Origin of the sequence: Cryobacterium sp. MDB2-A-1, from assembly GCF_004402675.1 — a bacterium.
Taxonomy (GTDB): Bacteria; Actinomycetota; Actinomycetes; order Actinomycetales; family Microbacteriaceae; genus Cryobacterium; species Cryobacterium glucosi.
The window spans coordinates 1-16,318 of record NZ_SOFK01000023.1; the positions used below are offsets into that span (position 1 = coordinate 1).

The 16,318-nt window shown below is 69.8% G+C and carries 16 protein-coding genes and 1 rRNA gene; 7 read left to right on the top strand and 10 right to left on the bottom strand.

The window, feature by feature from the left end:
- The 3 genes from E3O39_RS07105 to E3O39_RS07115 all read right to left on the bottom strand — a co-directional run.
- A 16S ribosomal RNA gene (locus tag E3O39_RS07105) occupies positions 1-89 on the bottom strand; the annotation flags it as partial.
- A gap of 823 nt (positions 90-912) precedes the next feature.
- The gene (ahcY, locus tag E3O39_RS07110; RefSeq protein WP_134449012.1) at positions 913-2,412 is read right to left on the bottom strand and encodes an adenosylhomocysteinase; all 1,500 of its coding nucleotides are present in this window, start codon (positions 2,410-2,412) and stop codon (positions 913-915) included.
- Positions 2,413-2,489: 77 nt separating this feature from the next.
- Positions 2,490-2,732 carry a DUF3499 family protein gene (locus E3O39_RS07115; RefSeq protein ID WP_134449013.1) on the bottom strand — a complete coding sequence of 81 codons (243 nt, stop codon included), beginning with the start codon at positions 2,730-2,732 and terminating at the stop codon, positions 2,490-2,492.
- A gap of 45 nt (positions 2,733-2,777) precedes the next feature.
- Between E3O39_RS07115 and E3O39_RS07120 the strand changes: the two genes are divergently transcribed.
- On the top strand, positions 2,778-3,230 hold the full coding sequence (locus E3O39_RS07120; protein ID WP_134449014.1) for a metallopeptidase family protein: 453 nt from the start codon (positions 2,778-2,780) through the stop codon (positions 3,228-3,230).
- 136 nt (positions 3,231-3,366) lie between these two features.
- Positions 3,367-4,041, top strand: a complete 675-nt coding sequence (locus E3O39_RS07125; protein WP_134449015.1) for a hypothetical protein — start codon at positions 3,367-3,369, stop codon at positions 4,039-4,041.
- A 132-nt stretch (positions 4,042-4,173) separates the two neighbouring features.
- On the opposite strand, the gene E3O39_RS07130 is transcribed toward E3O39_RS07125, so the two are convergent.
- A complete protein-coding gene (locus E3O39_RS07130; protein WP_134449016.1) occupies positions 4,174-5,574 on the bottom strand; it encodes a glycosyltransferase family 87 protein in 1,401 nt (466 codons plus the stop codon).
- A gap of 144 nt (positions 5,575-5,718) precedes the next feature.
- On the opposite strand from E3O39_RS07130, the gene E3O39_RS07135 reads away from it, so the two are divergent.
- Positions 5,719-7,083 (top strand): molybdopterin-dependent oxidoreductase, encoded by a 1,365-nt coding sequence (locus tag E3O39_RS07135; RefSeq protein ID WP_241985003.1) that lies wholly within the window; start codon positions 5,719-5,721, stop codon positions 7,081-7,083.
- The gene (locus E3O39_RS07140) at positions 7,080-7,577 is read left to right on the top strand and encodes a hypothetical protein (protein ID WP_134449018.1); all 498 of its coding nucleotides are present in this window, start codon (positions 7,080-7,082) and stop codon (positions 7,575-7,577) included. The genes E3O39_RS07135 and E3O39_RS07140 overlap by 4 nt, the downstream gene beginning before the upstream one ends.
- Before the next feature lie 154 nt (positions 7,578-7,731).
- On the opposite strand, the gene E3O39_RS07145 is transcribed toward E3O39_RS07140, so the two are convergent.
- Genes E3O39_RS07145 through E3O39_RS07155 form a run of 3 tightly spaced genes read right to left on the bottom strand, consistent with a single transcriptional unit; the run spans position 7,732 to position 9,898 of the window.
- The gene (locus tag E3O39_RS07145; protein WP_134449019.1) at positions 7,732-8,490 is read right to left on the bottom strand and encodes a bifunctional 2-polyprenyl-6-hydroxyphenol methylase/3-demethylubiquinol 3-O-methyltransferase UbiG; all 759 of its coding nucleotides are present in this window, start codon (positions 8,488-8,490) and stop codon (positions 7,732-7,734) included.
- The gene (locus E3O39_RS07150) at positions 8,487-9,233 is read right to left on the bottom strand and encodes a DUF2064 domain-containing protein (protein WP_134449020.1); all 747 of its coding nucleotides are present in this window, start codon (positions 9,231-9,233) and stop codon (positions 8,487-8,489) included. Before E3O39_RS07150 ends, E3O39_RS07145 begins: the two co-directional genes overlap by 4 nt.
- The gene (locus E3O39_RS07155) at positions 9,230-9,898 is read right to left on the bottom strand and encodes a glycosyltransferase family 2 protein (RefSeq protein WP_134449021.1); all 669 of its coding nucleotides are present in this window, start codon (positions 9,896-9,898) and stop codon (positions 9,230-9,232) included. The genes E3O39_RS07150 and E3O39_RS07155 overlap by 4 nt, the downstream gene beginning before the upstream one ends.
- A 120-nt stretch (positions 9,899-10,018) precedes the next feature.
- On the opposite strand from E3O39_RS07155, the gene E3O39_RS07160 reads away from it, so the two are divergent.
- Together E3O39_RS07160 and E3O39_RS07165 are read left to right on the top strand one after the other, a co-directional pair.
- Positions 10,019-10,864, top strand: coding sequence for a response regulator transcription factor (locus E3O39_RS07160; protein WP_198413398.1), 846 nt, complete (start codon positions 10,019-10,021; stop codon positions 10,862-10,864).
- On the top strand, positions 10,861-12,000 hold the full coding sequence (locus E3O39_RS07165) for a sensor histidine kinase KdpD (RefSeq protein ID WP_134449022.1): 1,140 nt from the start codon (positions 10,861-10,863) through the stop codon (positions 11,998-12,000). The genes E3O39_RS07160 and E3O39_RS07165 overlap by 4 nt, the downstream gene beginning before the upstream one ends.
- Here E3O39_RS07165 and E3O39_RS07170 read toward each other — a convergent pair.
- The gene (locus E3O39_RS07170; RefSeq protein WP_134449023.1) at positions 11,997-12,593 is read right to left on the bottom strand and encodes a TetR/AcrR family transcriptional regulator; all 597 of its coding nucleotides are present in this window, start codon (positions 12,591-12,593) and stop codon (positions 11,997-11,999) included. The two genes, E3O39_RS07165 and E3O39_RS07170, sit on opposite strands and share 4 nt — an antisense overlap.
- 66 nt (positions 12,594-12,659) lie before the next feature.
- Between E3O39_RS07170 and E3O39_RS07175 the strand changes: the two genes are divergently transcribed.
- Positions 12,660-14,117, top strand: coding sequence for an MDR family MFS transporter (locus E3O39_RS07175; RefSeq protein WP_134449024.1), 1,458 nt, complete (start codon positions 12,660-12,662; stop codon positions 14,115-14,117).
- Here the strand turns inward: E3O39_RS07175 and E3O39_RS07180 are convergent.
- Positions 14,053-15,117, bottom strand: coding sequence for an NAD(P)-dependent oxidoreductase (locus E3O39_RS07180; RefSeq protein WP_134449025.1), 1,065 nt, complete (start codon positions 15,115-15,117; stop codon positions 14,053-14,055). The two genes, E3O39_RS07175 and E3O39_RS07180, sit on opposite strands and share 65 nt — an antisense overlap.
- Positions 15,114-16,223 carry an MTAP family purine nucleoside phosphorylase gene (locus E3O39_RS07185; protein ID WP_241984999.1) on the bottom strand — a complete coding sequence of 370 codons (1,110 nt, stop codon included), beginning with the start codon at positions 16,221-16,223 and terminating at the stop codon, positions 15,114-15,116. Before E3O39_RS07185 ends, E3O39_RS07180 begins: the two co-directional genes overlap by 4 nt.
- Between the last annotated feature and the right edge of the window lie 95 nt (positions 16,224-16,318).

Consider the following 16,318-nt stretch of genomic DNA (forward strand, 5'->3'; position numbering starts at 1 on the left):
GAAGAGCAAGCTCTCCATCATCGTTCGACTTGCATGTGTTAAGCACGCCGCCAGCGTTCGTCCTGAGCCAGGATCAAACTCTCCGTAAATGTTTGATTGACTAACCAAGCAAGCCTGGCGTCACATCTAGTGTGCCGAGCCGCCGGAATGGGCGAACACGACACAAGTTTGAAACTGACAGAACAAATCATTACTGACTTGCTTTGTTGTTATAAATGTTTTCCAAAGGAATCTCCTGGCCCTTCACCGCTAGAAACGGATCCAAACCACGAGGTTTTTGGCATTTGACATTGTGCACGCTGTTGAGTTCTCAAGGATCGGACGCACCCGGCTTCAGGCCACACCGTAACCGGCTTAGTGGCTGTCGCTCCGAGGCAACTTGTCTAACTTACCGATCCAATCAGTNTTACCGATCCAATCAGTCCCTGTCAAATCCGGTGAATCCCGCCCTCCGAGCACGCCAAAGCGAACTCGAAACACCGAACACCGACCCGACAAACAACCGAAAGGAAGGAGAGTTACCAGCCTAGACCTCCCACACCGGTTACCCCAGCAAAGGGGACAAACAAGGCGAAGAAGATAAAAACTGTGGTCCCACGTGAGGCCGGAAAGCACTGCGGCTTTTCCGCACCTTTGGGGTACGTGAAGACATTACGTGCCCCCACCACCCCCGTCAAAACCCGCACCACCCCGGGCGTGTCACGCCCCCGATGCCCGCCCACGAGCATCCGCGAGAGTACACATTTGGCCCTTAAACCCGCGGTTTAAGGGCCAAAAGTGCGCTCTCGCGGCACGAAAGAAGCCCACCCGACTGCGGGCGGGCGGCGGGCGGGGACGCCGGCGGATACGACAGAGCGCCCGCAACCGCCGCAGGAGCGGTGGATGCGGGCGCTCTGAAACACGGCGTGCGGGTCAGTAGCGGTACTGGTCGACCTTGTATGGGCCGTCGATGGGCACGCCGATGTAGGCGGACTGCTCGGGGCTCAGCACGGTGAGTTCGACGCCGAGGGCGTCGAGGTGCAGCCGGGCGACCTTCTCGTCGAGGTGCTTCGGCAGCACGTACACGCCGACCGGGTATTTCTCCGGGTAGCAGTACAGCTCGATCTGGGCGAGCACCTGGTTCGTGAAGGAGTTGCTCATCACGAAGGAGGGGTGTCCGGTCGCGTTGCCGAGGTTCATCAGGCGCCCCTCGGAGAGCACGAGGATGCTGCGCCCGCTCGGCAGGTGCCACTCGTCGACCTGCGGCTTGATCTCCACCCGTACGGCGCCTTCGAGGGTCTCGAGCGCGGCCATGTCGATCTCGTTGTCGAAGTGGCCGACGTTCGCGATGATCGCGAGGTGCTTCATCTTGAGCATGTGCTCGGTGCGGATTACGTTGAAGTTGCCGGTGCCGCTCACGAAGATGTCGACCTGCTCGACGACCGACTCCAGCCGGGCGACCTGGAAGCCGTCCATCGCGGCCTGCAGGGCGTTGATCGGGTCGATCTCGCTTACGATCACGCGAGCGCCCTGGCCGCGCAGGGCCTCTGCCGCACCCTTGCCCACGTCGCCGTATCCGGCGACGAAGACGACCTTGCCTCCGATGAGCACGTCGGTCGCCCGGTTGAGCCCGTCGGGCAGGGAGTGGCGGATGCCGTACTTGTTGTCGAACTTCGACTTCGTCACCGAGTCGTTCACATTGATCGCGGGGAAGAGCAGTTCGTGGGCGCTGGCCAGTTCGTACAGGCGGTGGACGCCCGTCGTGGTCTCCTCGGTCACGCCGGCGAGACCGGCGGCGATCTCGGTCCAGCGGTTGGAAGATTCCGCGAGCGAGTGACGGAGGACGTCCAGTACCACCCGGTACTCATGGCTGTCGGACGCGGTCGCCTCGGGGACGGCGCCGGCAAGTTCGAATTCGCGGCCCTTGTGCACGAGCATCGTGGCGTCGCCGCCGTCGTCGAGGATCATGTTCGGTCCGGCCCAGGTCTCCCCCGCCGCCGCGGCCTCGATGCTCCAGTCGAAGATCTGCTGGGTGCACCACCAGTAGTCCTCGAGCGATTCACCCTTCCAGGCGAAGACGGGAACGCCGGCCGGGTTCTCCGGGGTCCCGGTCGGGCCGACCGCGATGGCCGCGGCGGCGTCGTCCTGGGTGGAGAAGATGTTGCAGCTCGCCCAGCGCACCTGCGCGCCGAGGGCCACGAGGGTCTCGATGAGGACGGCGGTCTGCACGGTCATGTGCAGGGACCCGGCGATGCGTGCGCCGGTGAGCGGCTTCGATTCGCCGAATTCGGCGCGGAGGGCCATCAGGCCGGGCATCTCGTTCTCGGCGAGACGCAACTGGTGCCGGCCCGCCTCGGCGAGCTGCGGGTCGGCGATCTTGAAGATGGGCGCGAGCGAGGGCGCGGTGGATACAGGGGACGAGGCGACAGTCATGCGACCATCATGCCATTCCCTGCGCCGCCCCGGCTGGGTGTGTCCCACGGCCGGGGTTCGCCCTCGCCCGCCCGGGTTCAGGCGTCGGGGCCGCCCGGGGTGTCCGCTTCGCTCATCGCGCCCATCGTGCTGAGCCGGATGAGCTGCCAGCCGTGCGGGACGCTTGTCAGGCGGGCGTGCCGGTCGCAGAGGTCGAAGGCGTGCGGTTCACGCTCGATCGAAAGCGGGCCGAGCACGGCCATGGAGTCGCCGTAGTCGAAGGTGAGCGTCGCGACGGACTCGTCCGGACAGGCGACGCGGGAGCAAGGGCGGAATGACATTACCGTTCAGGCTACCCGCGTCGGCGCCAGAAGTAAGATGAAGGCATGTCCCGATCCCGTCGATCTGCCGCGCCGCCGCCCGCGCCGATGCAGCGCGGAAGCGGGCGCGATCGGCACGGGCGCGGCATCCGCAGCTCGGCGACGGGGCCGTTCCTGCCGCCGCTGAACACCCGGATCGACCTGTTCGACATGACCGTCGCCTCGACCGTCGACTACCTGCGTTCGGTCTGGCCGGACCAGCTCGCCGACGTGGCCTTCGAGGTCGCGGCAGGCCCTTATTCTGTCGTTCCGGGCGTCGGCGTCGAACGCTGGGCCGTTCACGCCGCCGAGCGGCGCATCGTGTTCTACCGGCTGCCGATCCAGCGCCTCACCCGGCTGCACCGCAATGACGACCTGCACCGCCGCATGGTGATCGAGAGCTGCGTCTTCCGCGCGATCGCCGAGCTGCTCGGCAAGGATCCCTGGGACCTCGCGCCCGATCGCTTCCGGCACTTCTAACAGCACCACTTCTCACAGTGAATGCGGGTGAGCGGATGCCGCCCAAAAAGTAATTCCAAACCGATTCCGTGTCGGGGCCGAACCATTGTCAGCACCACAGACAACCACTTCCCCCACAGACACGAAGGATCACATCATGCGCACTTTCCAGAAGGCAACCATCAGCTTCGCCGCAGCAGCCCTCCTCCTCGGAGGCCTCGCCGCCTGCTCCAGCACCGCGACCGCAGGCTCCGCGGCGTCGACTCCCTCCGCAACCTCCTCGTCCGCTCCGACGCCCGTCGCCTCGATCCCCTCCCTCAAGGGCGTCGACACGGCCGTTCTCCTCGACGGCGACTTCGCCGCGGCGCTCACGAGCCTCGGCCTGACCCCCGGCACCGTCGGCACCGCCACCCTCACCGATGGCAGCCTGCACTTCCCGATCACCGGCGGAAACGTGGACTACTACGACCCCGCACAGAGCTACCGCCCGTTCGTCCAGGGTTCGATCAAGCACGAAGGTTCCGGCTTCTCGCTCACGGCCGGCTCGACCGTCGTCGAACTGACCAACTTCACGATCGACCCCGGCACCTCGAAGCTCTTCGGTGACGTGTCGGTCAACGGCACCTCCGCCGCCACCCAGGTCCTCCTGTTCGACCTCTACGGCGGAACCCTGAAGCCGCTGCAGATGGACGGCGACAACGCGATCCTCGAGGGCACGACCGTGCACATCTCGTCCGTCGCCGCCGGCCTGCTCAACAAGACCTTCGGAACCGACGCCGTCAAGGACCAGCTCCTCGTCGGCATCGCGAAGATCACCGTCGCCACCAAGTAACACCGCTCGAAGCGGGCCCGACCGGCCCGGTTGAATTGCGGACAGAGCACCTTCGTCGACACGACGAAGGTGCTCTGTCCGCAATTCGGCGTTAACCGGCCCGTTTCGGGGGCGGGGTGCGCTGGCGGATGCTCAGCGCGGGGGGCGCAGGAAGCGCACGGCGCGGAGGGGCGCACCGAGCATCCGCGCCCGCACGGCTGGGTCGAGCCGGACGGCCGACCCGGCGAGAACGATGACGAGCGCAGCCGTGATCGCCCAGGTCAGCTCGAGCGAAGGCAGGATCTGCCGCAGTGTGAGCGCGAGCGGGATGGCGAGCCACTCCCAGCGACCGCTGAGCGCCACGAACGGCAGCAGCAGCAGCGCGTACCACGGGTACCGCGGGCTCAGGATGAGCAGGGTGCTGCCGATCATCACGAGCTGGCCGAGCCAGGGCCGATCGGGATCGGTCTTCCAGAACACGAGCGCCGCAATGATCACGAGCAGGCCGCCGGCAACGAAGACCGCGGCACCGCCGGGGGCCACGAGCGAGACGAGCGCAAAACGTTTGCCGTTGTCGTAGCCCTCCTCGCTGAGATAGCCGGGCAGGTAGCCGAGCACGCCGATCCCGGTCGTGAGAACGTACGGCACGTAGAGCGCGAAGAACGTGACGACCGCGGCGAGGCCGACCTTCCAGCCCTGCCTGCGGAGCATCGCCGGGGCCGCGATCACGGGGACGAGCTTCACGGCGATCGCGATCCCGAGGGCGATGCCGCCCCGCCAATACCGCGCCCGGGTGACGAGAAGCGCCGCGGCGAGGGTGAACACCACGCCGAGCAGGTCGACGTGCGAATTCGTGATCGCCTCTGAGGCCACGAGCGGGCACCACGCCCAGTACGCGGCGTACCGCGGGTCGATGCCGCGGCGCCGCATCCCGGCGAGAAGGAGCACGGTCGTTCCGAGGCTGAGCACCAGCCCGCCGAGTTGCAGCGGCCAGTAGGTCGCCGTCGGCGGCACCAGGAAGCGGATGCCCGCAAAGTAGAGCTCCGCCGCCGGCGGGTAGATCGTCGGGACGGTCGGCCGGTTGAGCGCGGTGCAGAGCACGGCGTCCGAGGCAGTCTTGTGCGTCACCACGATGCGCCGGCCCTGGCAGGTCTCCGGGACCGTGCCCGACGGCACCGTCGCCGGGAACAACCACTCCGGGCGAAGGGAGTCGAGCCGGTCGTCGGCCGGGACGTAGGCGTACGGCGAGATGCCGGCGTTCTGCACGATGCCGTCCCAGGCATACCGTGCCGAGTCCGTGCTCGTGTTCGGCGGCCCGATCATCGCCGCGACCCCGATGCCGAGCGACCCGGCGAGCACGAGCACCACCACGGCGCGCCCCCGGACCCGCCGCAGCAGGAAGACGGCCGCTGCGAACAGCGCCCAGAGCACCCCGGTGCAGACCAGGAGGGGGACCGTGTCCCGCGTCGGTTGGAAGAGCGAGAAGACCAGCACGCAGTACCCGGTCAGCGTCGCACTCGCGGCCAGGAGGAGGGAGATGATCGTAATGCGCACGAGGCCATCCTGTCGGAGTTCCGCGGCGAGCGCCGCCGAATCCCGGTTCGGAGAGCCGAACGGACCCGCCCCGTCACGGAACCGTAAGGTGTAGACCCGCCCGCGGGCATCCGCTGGATGGTGCAATGGAACATGCGCCAAGTGATGTACGAAGCCCAGCGAGCACTGGCCTCCCCCGTGCGAAACCCGCGGATGGCGACCGTGATCGGTCGACTGCTCGGGCTCGCCTTCGTGCTGTGCTTCGGCACCGGGCTGTACAGCCACTTTCTGCAGGAGCCGCTGCCGGGCATGCACTTCGCGACCCGGCCGGAGCTGCTCTACCAGTTCACCCAGGGCACCCACATCATCGCGGGCATCGCCTGCTTCCCGCTGCTGCTCGCGAAGCTGTTCATCGTCTTCCCCGACCTGTTCCAGCAGCCGCCGGTGAAATCGTTCCTCAATTTCCTCGAACGCGCGTCGATCGCCCTGTTCGTGGGCGCCTCGCTCGTGCAGATCACGATCGGCCTGCTCAACACCTACCAGTGGTACCCGTGGCCGTTCCCGTTCCGGGAGACGCACTTCGCGCTCGGCTGGGTGCTGATCGGATCGCTCGCCCTGCACATCGGCATCAAGCTGCCGATCATCGCCCGGGTCTGGCGCAAAGAGGCCGACGATGGCTCCGGCGACGACGACCACCTGACGGATGCCGTCGCCCGCGACCGCACGGCGACGCCGGAGGCCGTTCGCCTGTTCGGCTCGAGCCGGCCGACCGGGGTCACCGGCCGGCTGCTCGCCTGGATCGACGCGACACCGGACCTTCGGGCGGACGCCACTGCGGAACGCGCGCCGTCAGGGCTCGACACAGGATCCGCCTCAGCTTCCCGGGACGACACGGCCGACGCGGAAGACGCAGCGCGCACGGCTCACACGCGCCTCAGTCGGCGCGGCTTCCTCACCACGGTCGGGGTGAGCGTCGGCACGGTCGTCGTGCTGACCACCGGGCAGACGGTCGCCCCGCTCGACGCGGTCAATGCCTTCGCACCGCGGAAGAAGGGCGTCGGTCAACAGGGGGTGCCGGTCAATCGCACCTCGAAGCAGGCGGACGTGGCCGCGGATGCCCTCGCGGCCGGCTGGGTACTGACGGTGGCGCACGCCGGGGTGGAGCGCAGCTTCAGCCGGTCCGAACTCCTCGCCATGCCCCAGACCGAGGTCGATCTGCCGATCGCCTGCGTCGAGGGCTGGAGCCAGCTGGCGCGGTGGCGCGGGGTTCGCCTGAGCGATCTGGCCGATCTGGTGTCGGCGGATGCCGCGGCATCCTTTCGCCTGACCAGCCTCGAGAAGAAGGGCGCGTACCGCCAGACCACGATGGGGTCGGAGTACGTGCGCGACCAGCTCACTCTCGTCGCTCTCGAGCTCAACGGGGAGACCCTCGACCTCGAGCACGGTTACCCGGCCCGGATGATCGCCCCCGGGCGGCCAGGGGTGCTGCAAACCAAATGGCTGAGCCGGATCGAGGCGATGGACGTATGAGTACCGCACGCACTGCAGGAAACCGAAGCGTCGAAGCATCCGGATCCGGCGAACTGGGGCCGGCCCTCCGCGTCACGCGGATCGTGCTGATCACGCTCGGCCTCGCTGGTCTCGCCTGGGGCGCCTATGTACTGTTCGACAGCGTGAAGCCCGCGCGGATTCCCGGTATCGCCCTGTGGATGGGCGCGGCGATCGTGTTGCACGACGGGGTGATCTCGCCGCTCGTGTTCTTCTGCGGGATCCTGCTGCGCCGGGCCGGGCACCGAATCAGCGGAACGGTCATCCTCGTCGTGCAGGGGGCGATTGTGGTCGGCTCCGTCATGAGCCTGATCGTGGTGCCGTTGCTGATCGCGCAGTCGCGCGGCACCGGCAACCCGACGGTGTTGCCCCTCGACTACGGCGTGAACTTCGCCGTGTTCTGGGCAGCTGTCGCCGTCGTCACCGCGGCCGTGTCGTTCGGCCTCTACGCGCGGGGCCGGCGCCGGCTGCGCTGACCCGCGTCGCGCGCGAGAACCGTAAGGTCGGAGAAATTCGCGACACACCTCATCCGCTGCCGGAGGTGACGGAGTGTCGCGAAAAACTCCGACTTCACGCCGATCGAGACGACGGGCGAATGCCCGGTTGCGGGCGCGGGGCGAGCGCGGGGACTCAGGCGTGGAGGAGGCGGGCGAACCAGCGGCCATCCAGGCGCCAGTCGTGCGCGACCCGGAGCCCCGCGTCGGCGGCATGGCCGGCGAGGGCGTCGACGCCGACCTCCGCCCAGGGGAAGACGTCGCTGAGGAGGCCGGAGGCATCCTCGAGCCGGCCCTCGTAGCGTTCATTGCGCGCCGGGTCGTGGCTGACCTCGACGAGGAGCGCGCCCCGGGGCGCGAGAAGTTCGGCGCAGCGGGTTAGGAGCGCGGTCACGTCGCCGCCGATGCCGATGTTCCCGTCGACGAGGAGCGCGCCCGCCCAGCCGCCCTCGAGCGGCATCGGGTCGAAGACGCTGCGCTTGAGCACGCTGAGGCCGGCGTCGACGGCGATCCGTACGGCGGTCGGCGAAACGTCGATTCCAAGCGCGGACAGGCCGCGGTCCATCGCGGCACGCACCATCCGACCAGGGCCGCAGCCGATGTCGAGGACAGGACCGGTCAGGCCGTCGAGCAGGAGCTGGTCGGTGTCGTCGGCGTCGGCGCTCCACCGGGCGGCGTCCATGGTCGCGGCGGCGATGAGGCCGCCGTCCCGGGAACGGCGGAGGTAGAGAACGTTGTCGGCGTTGCGCAGCGCGGCCGCATAGGGTTCCGCCCCGCCGGCGCCGAAGGTCGCGGGGGCGAGGTCGAGGGCGGATGTCCGCTCGCCGGGGACGCGATCGAGGCGATCGGGTTCGAGGATGTCCCATTCGAGGATGCGGGCGGCCTGCGCGTTCATGCGCGCACCGGAATTCCGGTGGCGACAGCGCCGGTCGCGTCGCGATCGGCGGGGCGGGCGTCCGTGCGGGCGGCCGTAGCGCCGGGGAGCAGTGCGGCGAGGGTACGTGCGAAGCGCCCATTCGGAACCGTGGCGGCGACGGAGTGCGCATCTGCGATCGTGTCGACATCGGTGAGCACGGGCAGGTGCCGCACCCGGAGGCCCGCCTCCTCCAAGCGATCGAGCTGCCGGGCCCCGGTGTCGTCCATCGACATCGCGACGCCGCGAATCAGGTCCCCGCGCCGGGAGTGACCGTTCCGGGAGTGACCGCGGCTCGACCCTCCGCGCGGCTCGGCGAGCGCGAGCGCCCAGAAGCCGCCGTCGTCCGCGAGGCCGAGCCAGGCATCCGTGTCGTCTGGCCAGTCGGTGAAGACCGGCGCGAGCAGCTCGGTGGTCACCTGCGGGGTGTCCATGCCGATCAGGACGGTCGGTTCGTCGAGCCCGTCGAAGATGGCGGCGAGGCGCTCGTCGAGACCGCCGGCGACCTGGGGCAGGATCTCGAACTCAGCGGCCAGGCGCGGCGGGGTGACCCCGTCGAAGGCGAGGATGCGGCGCGAGGCCGGGAGGGCGAGCGCTGCGGTCAGGGTGTCGTCGAGGCTCGCGGCGGCGAGCTCGGCGGCCTGCTCGAAGGAGAGCGCCGGGTGCAGGCGGGTCTTGACCCGGCCGGGCAGGCACTCTTTGGCGATCACGACGAGGGCCGTCATTTCCGGGCCTCGCGCAGCAGGGCGGACATGTCGCCGATCGCGGTCACGGTGCCGCGGATCGTTCCGGTCACTTTGCTGCGCCCGACCCGCGGCGAATAGGAGGAGTCGACCTCGCGGATGCTCCATCCCGCGTCGGACGCACGGAGGAACATCTCGAGCGGGTAGCCGCTGCGTCGGTCCTGGAGGTCGAGGGACAGCAGCGCCGGGCGCCGGGCGGCCCGCATGGGGCCGAGGTCATGTATGTTCACACCGGTTATTCGGCGCAGGCGCCAGGAAAGACTGGAATTGGCCAGGCGGGCGTGCAGTGGCCAGGATCCGCGGGTCGTGGGACGGCGGCGGCCGAGCACGAGGTCGGCGTCTCCGGCGAGGATCGGGCCGACGATGCGCGGAAGTTCGGCCGGGTCCATCGACGCGTCGGCGTCGCAGAACGCTACGATCGGGGCGGTCGCGGCAAGGAGCCCCGCGTGGGCGGCGGCGCCGAAGCCGCGGCGCTCCTCGTGCACGACGAGGGCGCCCGCCGCTGCGGCGATCTCGGCCGAGCCGTCGGTCGACCCGTTGTCGACGACGATCGCCCGGTAGCCCTCCGGCAGGCGCGACAGCACCCACGGCAGGGCGCCGGCCTCGTTGAGGCACGGGAGCACGAGGTCGACCTGGATCGGAGTCATCTTCCGACCCTAAAGGGGCGCCGACCCGGAACAGGGCCGAGAACATTACGGACTGAGGAAGAACACCGGGAGCAGCCCCGCGGCGTTTCCGGCCGGCCGGGGCCACCGTATCCTGAGACCGTGACAGCCCCTTCCACTCCCACCGCCCCGGTTCCCCCCGCTCCCCCTGAGGAACGGCGCATCCTCGTGGTCGACGACGACCCGACCGTGCTCGAGATCGTCTGCCGGTACCTCCGCGCCGCCGGGTTCCTGGTCGATGAGGCCCCGGACGGGCTGAGCGCGCTCCGCCTCGCCGAGGAGAAGCGGCCGCACCTCGTGGTGCTCGACCGGATGCTTCCGCTCCTGGACGGGATCGAGGTGTGCCGCCGGGTGCGCAGCACCTGGGCCATCCCCGTGATCATGCTCACCGCCCTCAACCAGGAGGACGACCGCATCGACGGCCTCGAGGCCGGTGCGGACGACTACCTCGCCAAGCCGTTCTCGCCGCGCGAGCTCGTGCTGCGGGTGCAGGCCGTGTTGCGGCGCACCGGCCAGGCCGCAGCCCAGGCCGCCGCGCAGTCGGCCGGGCAGGGCGCGGGCGATGCATCGGGCCCGCCGACCGTGCCGCTCGCGATCGGCGACTTCACCCTCGACACCGCCGCACACGAGCTGCGCCTGCACGGAACGCCGCTCGTGCTCACGGTGCGCGAGTTCGACCTGCTCTCCTACCTGCTCCGGCACCCGCACACGGTCCTCGGCCGGGAGGACCTGCTCCGCTCGGTGTGGGGGTGGGAATTCGGGGACCTCTCGACCGTGACCGTGCACGTGCGGAGGCTGCGGGAGAAGATCGAGGCCGACCCGGCGCATCCGCTGCTGTTGCAGACGGTGTGGGGCGTCGGCTACCGGTTCGACCCTGTCCCGCTCGGCCCGTCGGGTAGCCGCGGCGCACCGGATTCCGCGACCGCAGAAGACCGGACGATCTCATGACGACCGAGGTGCTCGTCATCGTCGCGCTCAACGCCCTTGCGTGCGCGGTCGTCACCGGCGCGCTCGGCCTGCTCGCGCTGCGGATGATGAAGCGGTCCTCGTTCGTGGTGCAGCTCATGCTCGTCGCCCTCGCGGCGATCGTCTCCGTCGTCGGGGGGATGTCGGCGGTCGCCACCCAGATGTACGTCTCGACCCACGACCTCGGCGTCTTCTACTCGGTCGCCGCAGTCGCCGGGCTCGTGTCGCTCGTGATGGCCGCGCTTCTCGGACGCACCCTCGTGCGCGACAGCAGGCACCTGCGCAGCGCGGCCGAACGCCTCGGCCGCGGCGAATCGGTCGCGGCCGACGGCGACGCCGCCGCCCCGCGGCACAGCACGACCGAGTTCAGCGACCTCGCCGGGGAACTCGCCGCGACGGGGGCCCGCCTCGCCGAGTCCCGGGCTCGCGAACGACGCGTGGAGGAATCCCGGCGCGAACTGATCGCGTGGATCTCGCACGACCTGCGGACGCCGCTCGCCGGCATCCGCGCCATGGCGGAGGCGCTCGAGGACGGGATGGTCGAGGACCCCGCCCGGTATTACCCGCGGATGCGCGACCAGGTCGACCGGTTGAGCGGGATGGTCGACGACCTCTTCGAACTGTCGCGGATCCATTCAGGGACGCTGCGCCTCGCGCTCGAGCCGGTCGCGCTCTACGACCTGATCAGTGACACCGTCGCGGGCTTCGGACCCGTAGCGCACGCGAAGTCCCTCGACCTGCGATTCGCCGGCGAGACGGGGCTGACGGTCCTTGCCGATCCGCGCGAACTGTCCCGCGTTGTCGGGAACCTCGTGATGAATGCGATCCAGCATTCGCCGTCCGGGAGCCCGATCACGGTGTCGGTGCGCGAACGGGGGGACGGCGGGGCCGTGATCTCCGTCGAGGACGCGGCAGGCGGCATCCCGGAACAGGACATCGACCGGGTGTTCGAGGCCGGCTGGCGGGCGAGCGAGCCGCGCACCCCCGGCGGGGCTGGACTCGGCCTCGCCATCGTGCAGGGCATCGTCACAGCGCACCAGGGCGAGGTGATCGTGCAGAACGTGCCGAACGGATGCCGTTTCGACGTGTTGCTGCCGCGGCGCGCGGTCGCCGTCTAGGCCAGCACGAGCGGGAGGAAGATCGTGTCGACGATCTCCAGGATGGTCTCCTCCGGCACGGCGGAGTGCGTCATCAGGACCTCGTGCCGGAACAGGTCGACGGGAAGGTTCCTGATCCTCGGGGTCAGCCTCGAGGCATCGATCTCGCCGCGCTCGAGTGCCCGGGCGATCACGCCGTCCATGATCGGGCCCTGGCCACCGGAGATCGATTCCCGGAGGTCGGCCAGGCTCGTCCCGGTGGCGCGGTAGTAGTCGGCGAGGGACACGACGAGCTGCGTCGCGATCCGGACGCGGCGCTCGTTCGCTTGCCGGAGGAGCGCGATCACGTCCCCGCGCAGGCTTCCGGTGTCCTTCACCTCGATCGGGTCCTGCGCAACGACGTGGACGATGGCCGCGCGGGCCAGCTCCGGCTTGCCCGGCCAGCGCCGGTAAAGCACGGCGCGGCTCGTCCCTGCGCGGGTGGCGACGGCGTCGATCGTGAAACTCTCGTAGCCACGCTCGGTCAGCTCGGCCCACGCCGCGTCGAGCAGGGCGCCCTCGAGCGCGGGTCCGCGGCGGCGCGTGCGGGCGTCATCCTGGCCACTAAGAGACATTGCGTATCCTAAATTCCTCGTCTATGCTTCGAATCATTCGATACACACTGTACCTTATGAGGAGCCATGGCTGAGATGGAGACGTTGGATCCCGTCCTGCGGCGGACCGCGATCGCCGTTGTCGTCGGGGCGCTCGCGGTGGTGTTCGACACCACGATCGTCAGTATCGCCCTCCGCACGCTCGCGACGGAGCTGAACACGACCGTCGACGTCATCCAATGGGTGACGACGGGCTACCTGCTCGCCCTCGGCGTCGCCATCCCGCTTGTCGGCTGGGCGCAGAGCCGGATCGGTGGGAAGCGCCTCTGGATCGCGGCCCTGTCGCTCTTCCTGGTCGCGTCCGTCCTGTGCAGCCTCGCCGGGGACCCGCAGAGCCTGATCGCCTCCCGCATAGTGCAGGGCCTCGGCGGCGGCGCACTCCTGCCGCTGTCGTCGACCCTCGTGATCCAGGCCGCCCAGGGCCGGAACCTCGGCCGGGTGATGGCGACGCTGAGCCTGCCCGCTGTGCTCGGCCCGATTCTCGGTCCCGTCCTCGGCGGCCTGATCCTGAACACCCTCGACTGGCGCTGGCTGTTCTGGGTGAACGTCCCGTTCTGCGTGGTCGGGCTCATCCTCGCCACGCTCCTGCTCCCGAAGGATGAGCCCGCCAGGCCGGTGCGGCTCGACGTCGTCGGCCTCCTGCTGCTCTCGCCCAGCATCGTCTGGCTACTCTTCGGCCTCTCCAACGGCGCCAAGGACGGCGGATTTGGCCGTGCCGACGTCGTCTTGCCTCTGATCTTCGGCGCTGCCCTCCTCACAGGATTCGTCGCCTGGGCGATCCGGCGCCCGGGCACAGCCCTCATCGACGTGCGCCTCCTGACGCACCGCCCCCTCGCGACCTCCTCCGCCCTGCTGTTCCTGACCGGCGTCTCGCTCTACGGCGCCATGCTCCTGCTTCCGCTGTACTGGCAGGAGGTGCGCGGCTTCGACCCACTCGGCGCCGGCCTGCTCCTCATCTCGCAGGGCGTGGGGACCTTCCTCAGCCGGTCGTCCGCCGGTCGTCTCACCGACCGGTTCGGTGCCCGTTGGGTCTCCGTGGCCGGCTTCGCGATCGTCGGCGTCGGAACGCTCCCGTTCGCCGTCGCGACCGCGTCGACGAACGAGTGGATGCTGATGGCCGCGTTGCTCGTGCGCGGTTTCGGACTCGGGGCGGTCACGATCCCCCTGATGGCAGGCGGGTTTGTCGGGCTCGAACGGGCCGAGGTCCCGCACGCGAGCGTCATCACCCGGATCGCGACCCAGGTCGGCGGGTCCTTCGGGGTCGCCGTGCTCGCAGTGATCCTGCACGCCCGGGTCGTGGGCGGCGCCGACCTCGCCACGGCCTTCGACCAGGCGTTCTGGTGGGCCGTCGGCTTCACCGGGCTCGGAGTCGCGCTCTCGTTCCTGTTGCCGTCCCGGCAGGGACCCCCTCCGGAACGCGTCAGCGGCGGACGGCAGCCCGGAGCGGAGCGGTCGCGAAGGCGCGCATGCCGTCCGCGAAGGTGACGGCGGGCATCCAGCCGAGCTCGGTGCGCAGCCGCTCGGAGGACGCGGTGATGTGCCGCACGTCACCGAGCCGGTACTCCCCCGTCGTGACGGGGTCGGGGCCGCCGGCCGCGCGGCTGAGCGCCCCGGCCATGTCCCCGATCGTGTGCACGACCCCCGAGCCCACGTTGAACGCCCGGAACAGGGCGGCGGGGGCGTCCGCGGTGTGCTCGAGCGCGGCCAGGTTGGCGGATGCGACGTCGGCGACGTGCACGAAGTCGCGGCGCTGCCTGCCATCCTCGAAGACGCGCGGTGCCTCTCCGCGTTCGAGGGCCGACCGGAACAGGGACGCGACCCCGGCGTACGGCGTGTTCTGCGGCATCCCCGGCCCGTAGACGTTGTGGTACCGGAGGGCGAGCGCGCGCCCGCCCGTCGAGCGGGCCCAGCTGCTCGCGAGGTACTCCTGGCCGAGCTTGCTCGAGGCGTAGACGTTGCGGGGGTCGAGCGGGTCGTCCTCGGTGACGAGCAGCGGTTCGAGGGGCTCTCCGGTTTCCGGGTCGAGCGGGTCGAACCGGCCGGCGGCGAGGTCGGCCTCCTGGCGCGGGCCGGGCCGGGTGAAGCCGTCCGGGCCGCGGTAGCTGCCCTCGCCGTAGACGACCATGGAGGAGGCGAGCACGAGCCGGTCGATGCCCGCGGTGGTCATGCCCGCGAGGAGCACGGCAGTGCCGACCTCGTTGCTGCGGACATAGTCCGGCGCGTCGGAGAAGGCGACGCCGAGCCCGACCTTCGCGGCCTGGTGGCAGACCGCGTCGACTCCGGAGAGAGCGAGGTCGACCGTCTCCGGGTCCGTCGTGTCGCCGACGAGGAGGTCGACCCGCGCGTCGATCGACGGCAAGCCGCCGTGCACGTCGGGGCGCAGGGAGTCGAGCACGCGCACGTCCCAGCCGCGCCCGAGCGCCTGGCTCACGATGACGCCGCCGATGAACCCGGCGCCGCCCGTGACGAGCAGCCGGGGGCTCACCGGGCGGGCCCGGGTTCGGTCGTCGGCGCGGGCACGGGAACGGGATGCGGAACCGGAGGAGGGCCAGGGGACGGCCGGGGATCCGGCGTCGGCACAGTGCCGGGCTCCGTTTCGGCGTCCGCTGCCGTCTCGGTCGAGAGCCGGGTGGGCTGCCCGGGCCGGACCGGTCGCACGGGCCGGTCGAGCACGGTCCGGACCAGCTCGGGATCGATCAGGGTCCGCGGGGCGTACCCGGCGGGAATGCCGCGGAGGATGCCGTCGATGGCCGCGAGGATCCGGGGCTGCGCCGCGGCCAGCCGAGCGAAGACGAGCTCGGCCGTGACGGCATCCGTCTCGGTAGTCCCGGGCAGGGCTGTCTCGGTCAGGGTTGTCTCGGGCAGGTGCGCCTCGAGAGCGGATGCCGCCGCGTCCGCGCCGGGTTCGGCGGGGGCGAGTCCGGCGTCCGCATCGGTGACGAAGGAGAGGTTGACCGTTCCGATGCCCAGTTCGGATGCGAGGACGACCTCGGGGTACTGGGTCATGTTGACGATGTGGGCGCCGGCCGCACGGAACCAGAGCGACTCCGCCCGGGTGGAGAACCGGGGGCCCTGGATCACGACGACGGTCCCTGTGGGCGCGAACCGCTCGCCGAGTGCGTTCAGGGCGGCTACCGCGGTGCGTCGGAGCACCGGGTCGAAGGGGTCGGCAGCGGCGAGGTGCGCGACGACGCCTTCGTCGAAGAAGGTGTCGGCGCGGCCGCTCGTGCGGTCGATGAACTGGTCGGTGACGACGAGGAGCCCCGGCGGGTACTCAGGGCTGACGCCGCCGACGGCGGAGGAGGAGATGATCGCGCGGACGCCGAGGGAGGCTAGCGCCCAGATATTGGCGCGGTAGTTGATCCGATGCGGCGCCTCGGTGTGCCCCGCTCCATGCCGGGGCAGGAATGCGACCCGACGTCCGGCGCGCTCGCCGACCGTGATCGGCGCGGAGGTCGACCCGTACGGGGTGTCGATGGTGATCGAGGTGACGGTGCCGGCATCGAAGAGCCGGTACAGTCCGGATCCGCCGATCACCGCGATCTCCACCGGGGCATGTGCGAGTGGTTGCGCGGGAGTCTGCTCGGTCACTCTGTGCTCCTCGTTCGGCGGGCGGGGTGTCCAGTCTTGCATCCCGCGCCGGCGTGCGCTGAACTCCGTCCGGGCAGCGCCGACCCCGTCACCTT

Excerpts from the sequence above, each read along its gene's own strand:
- E3O39_RS07135 (WP_241985003.1), top strand. The coding sequence starts at position 5,719 with ATGTACGAAGCCCAGCGAGCACTGGCCTCCCCCGTGCGAAACCCGCGG.
- E3O39_RS07145 (WP_134449019.1), bottom strand. The coding sequence starts at position 8,490 with ATGAACGCGCAGGCCGCCCGCATCCTCGAATGGGACATCCTCGAACCC.
- E3O39_RS07150 (WP_134449020.1), bottom strand. The coding sequence starts at position 9,233 with ATGACGGCCCTCGTCGTGATCGCCAAAGAGTGCCTGCCCGGCCGGGTC.
- E3O39_RS07165 (WP_134449022.1), top strand. The coding sequence starts at position 10,861 with ATGACGACCGAGGTGCTCGTCATCGTCGCGCTCAACGCCCTTGCGTGC.
- E3O39_RS07125 (WP_134449015.1), top strand. The coding sequence starts at position 3,367 with ATGCGCACTTTCCAGAAGGCAACCATCAGCTTCGCCGCAGCAGCCCTC.
- E3O39_RS07140 (WP_134449018.1), top strand. The coding sequence starts at position 7,080 with ATGAGTACCGCACGCACTGCAGGAAACCGAAGCGTCGAAGCATCCGGA.
- E3O39_RS07120 (WP_134449014.1), top strand. The coding sequence starts at position 2,778 with ATGTCCCGATCCCGTCGATCTGCCGCGCCGCCGCCCGCGCCGATGCAG.
- E3O39_RS07155 (WP_134449021.1), bottom strand. The coding sequence starts at position 9,898 with ATGACTCCGATCCAGGTCGACCTCGTGCTCCCGTGCCTCAACGAGGCC.
- ahcY (WP_134449012.1), bottom strand. The coding sequence starts at position 2,412 with ATGACTGTCGCCTCGTCCCCTGTATCCACCGCGCCCTCGCTCGCGCCC.
- E3O39_RS07175 (WP_134449024.1), top strand. The coding sequence starts at position 12,660 with ATGGCTGAGATGGAGACGTTGGATCCCGTCCTGCGGCGGACCGCGATC.
- E3O39_RS07170 (WP_134449023.1), bottom strand. The coding sequence starts at position 12,593 with ATGTCTCTTAGTGGCCAGGATGACGCCCGCACGCGCCGCCGCGGACCC.
- E3O39_RS07115 (WP_134449013.1), bottom strand. The coding sequence starts at position 2,732 with ATGTCATTCCGCCCTTGCTCCCGCGTCGCCTGTCCGGACGAGTCCGTC.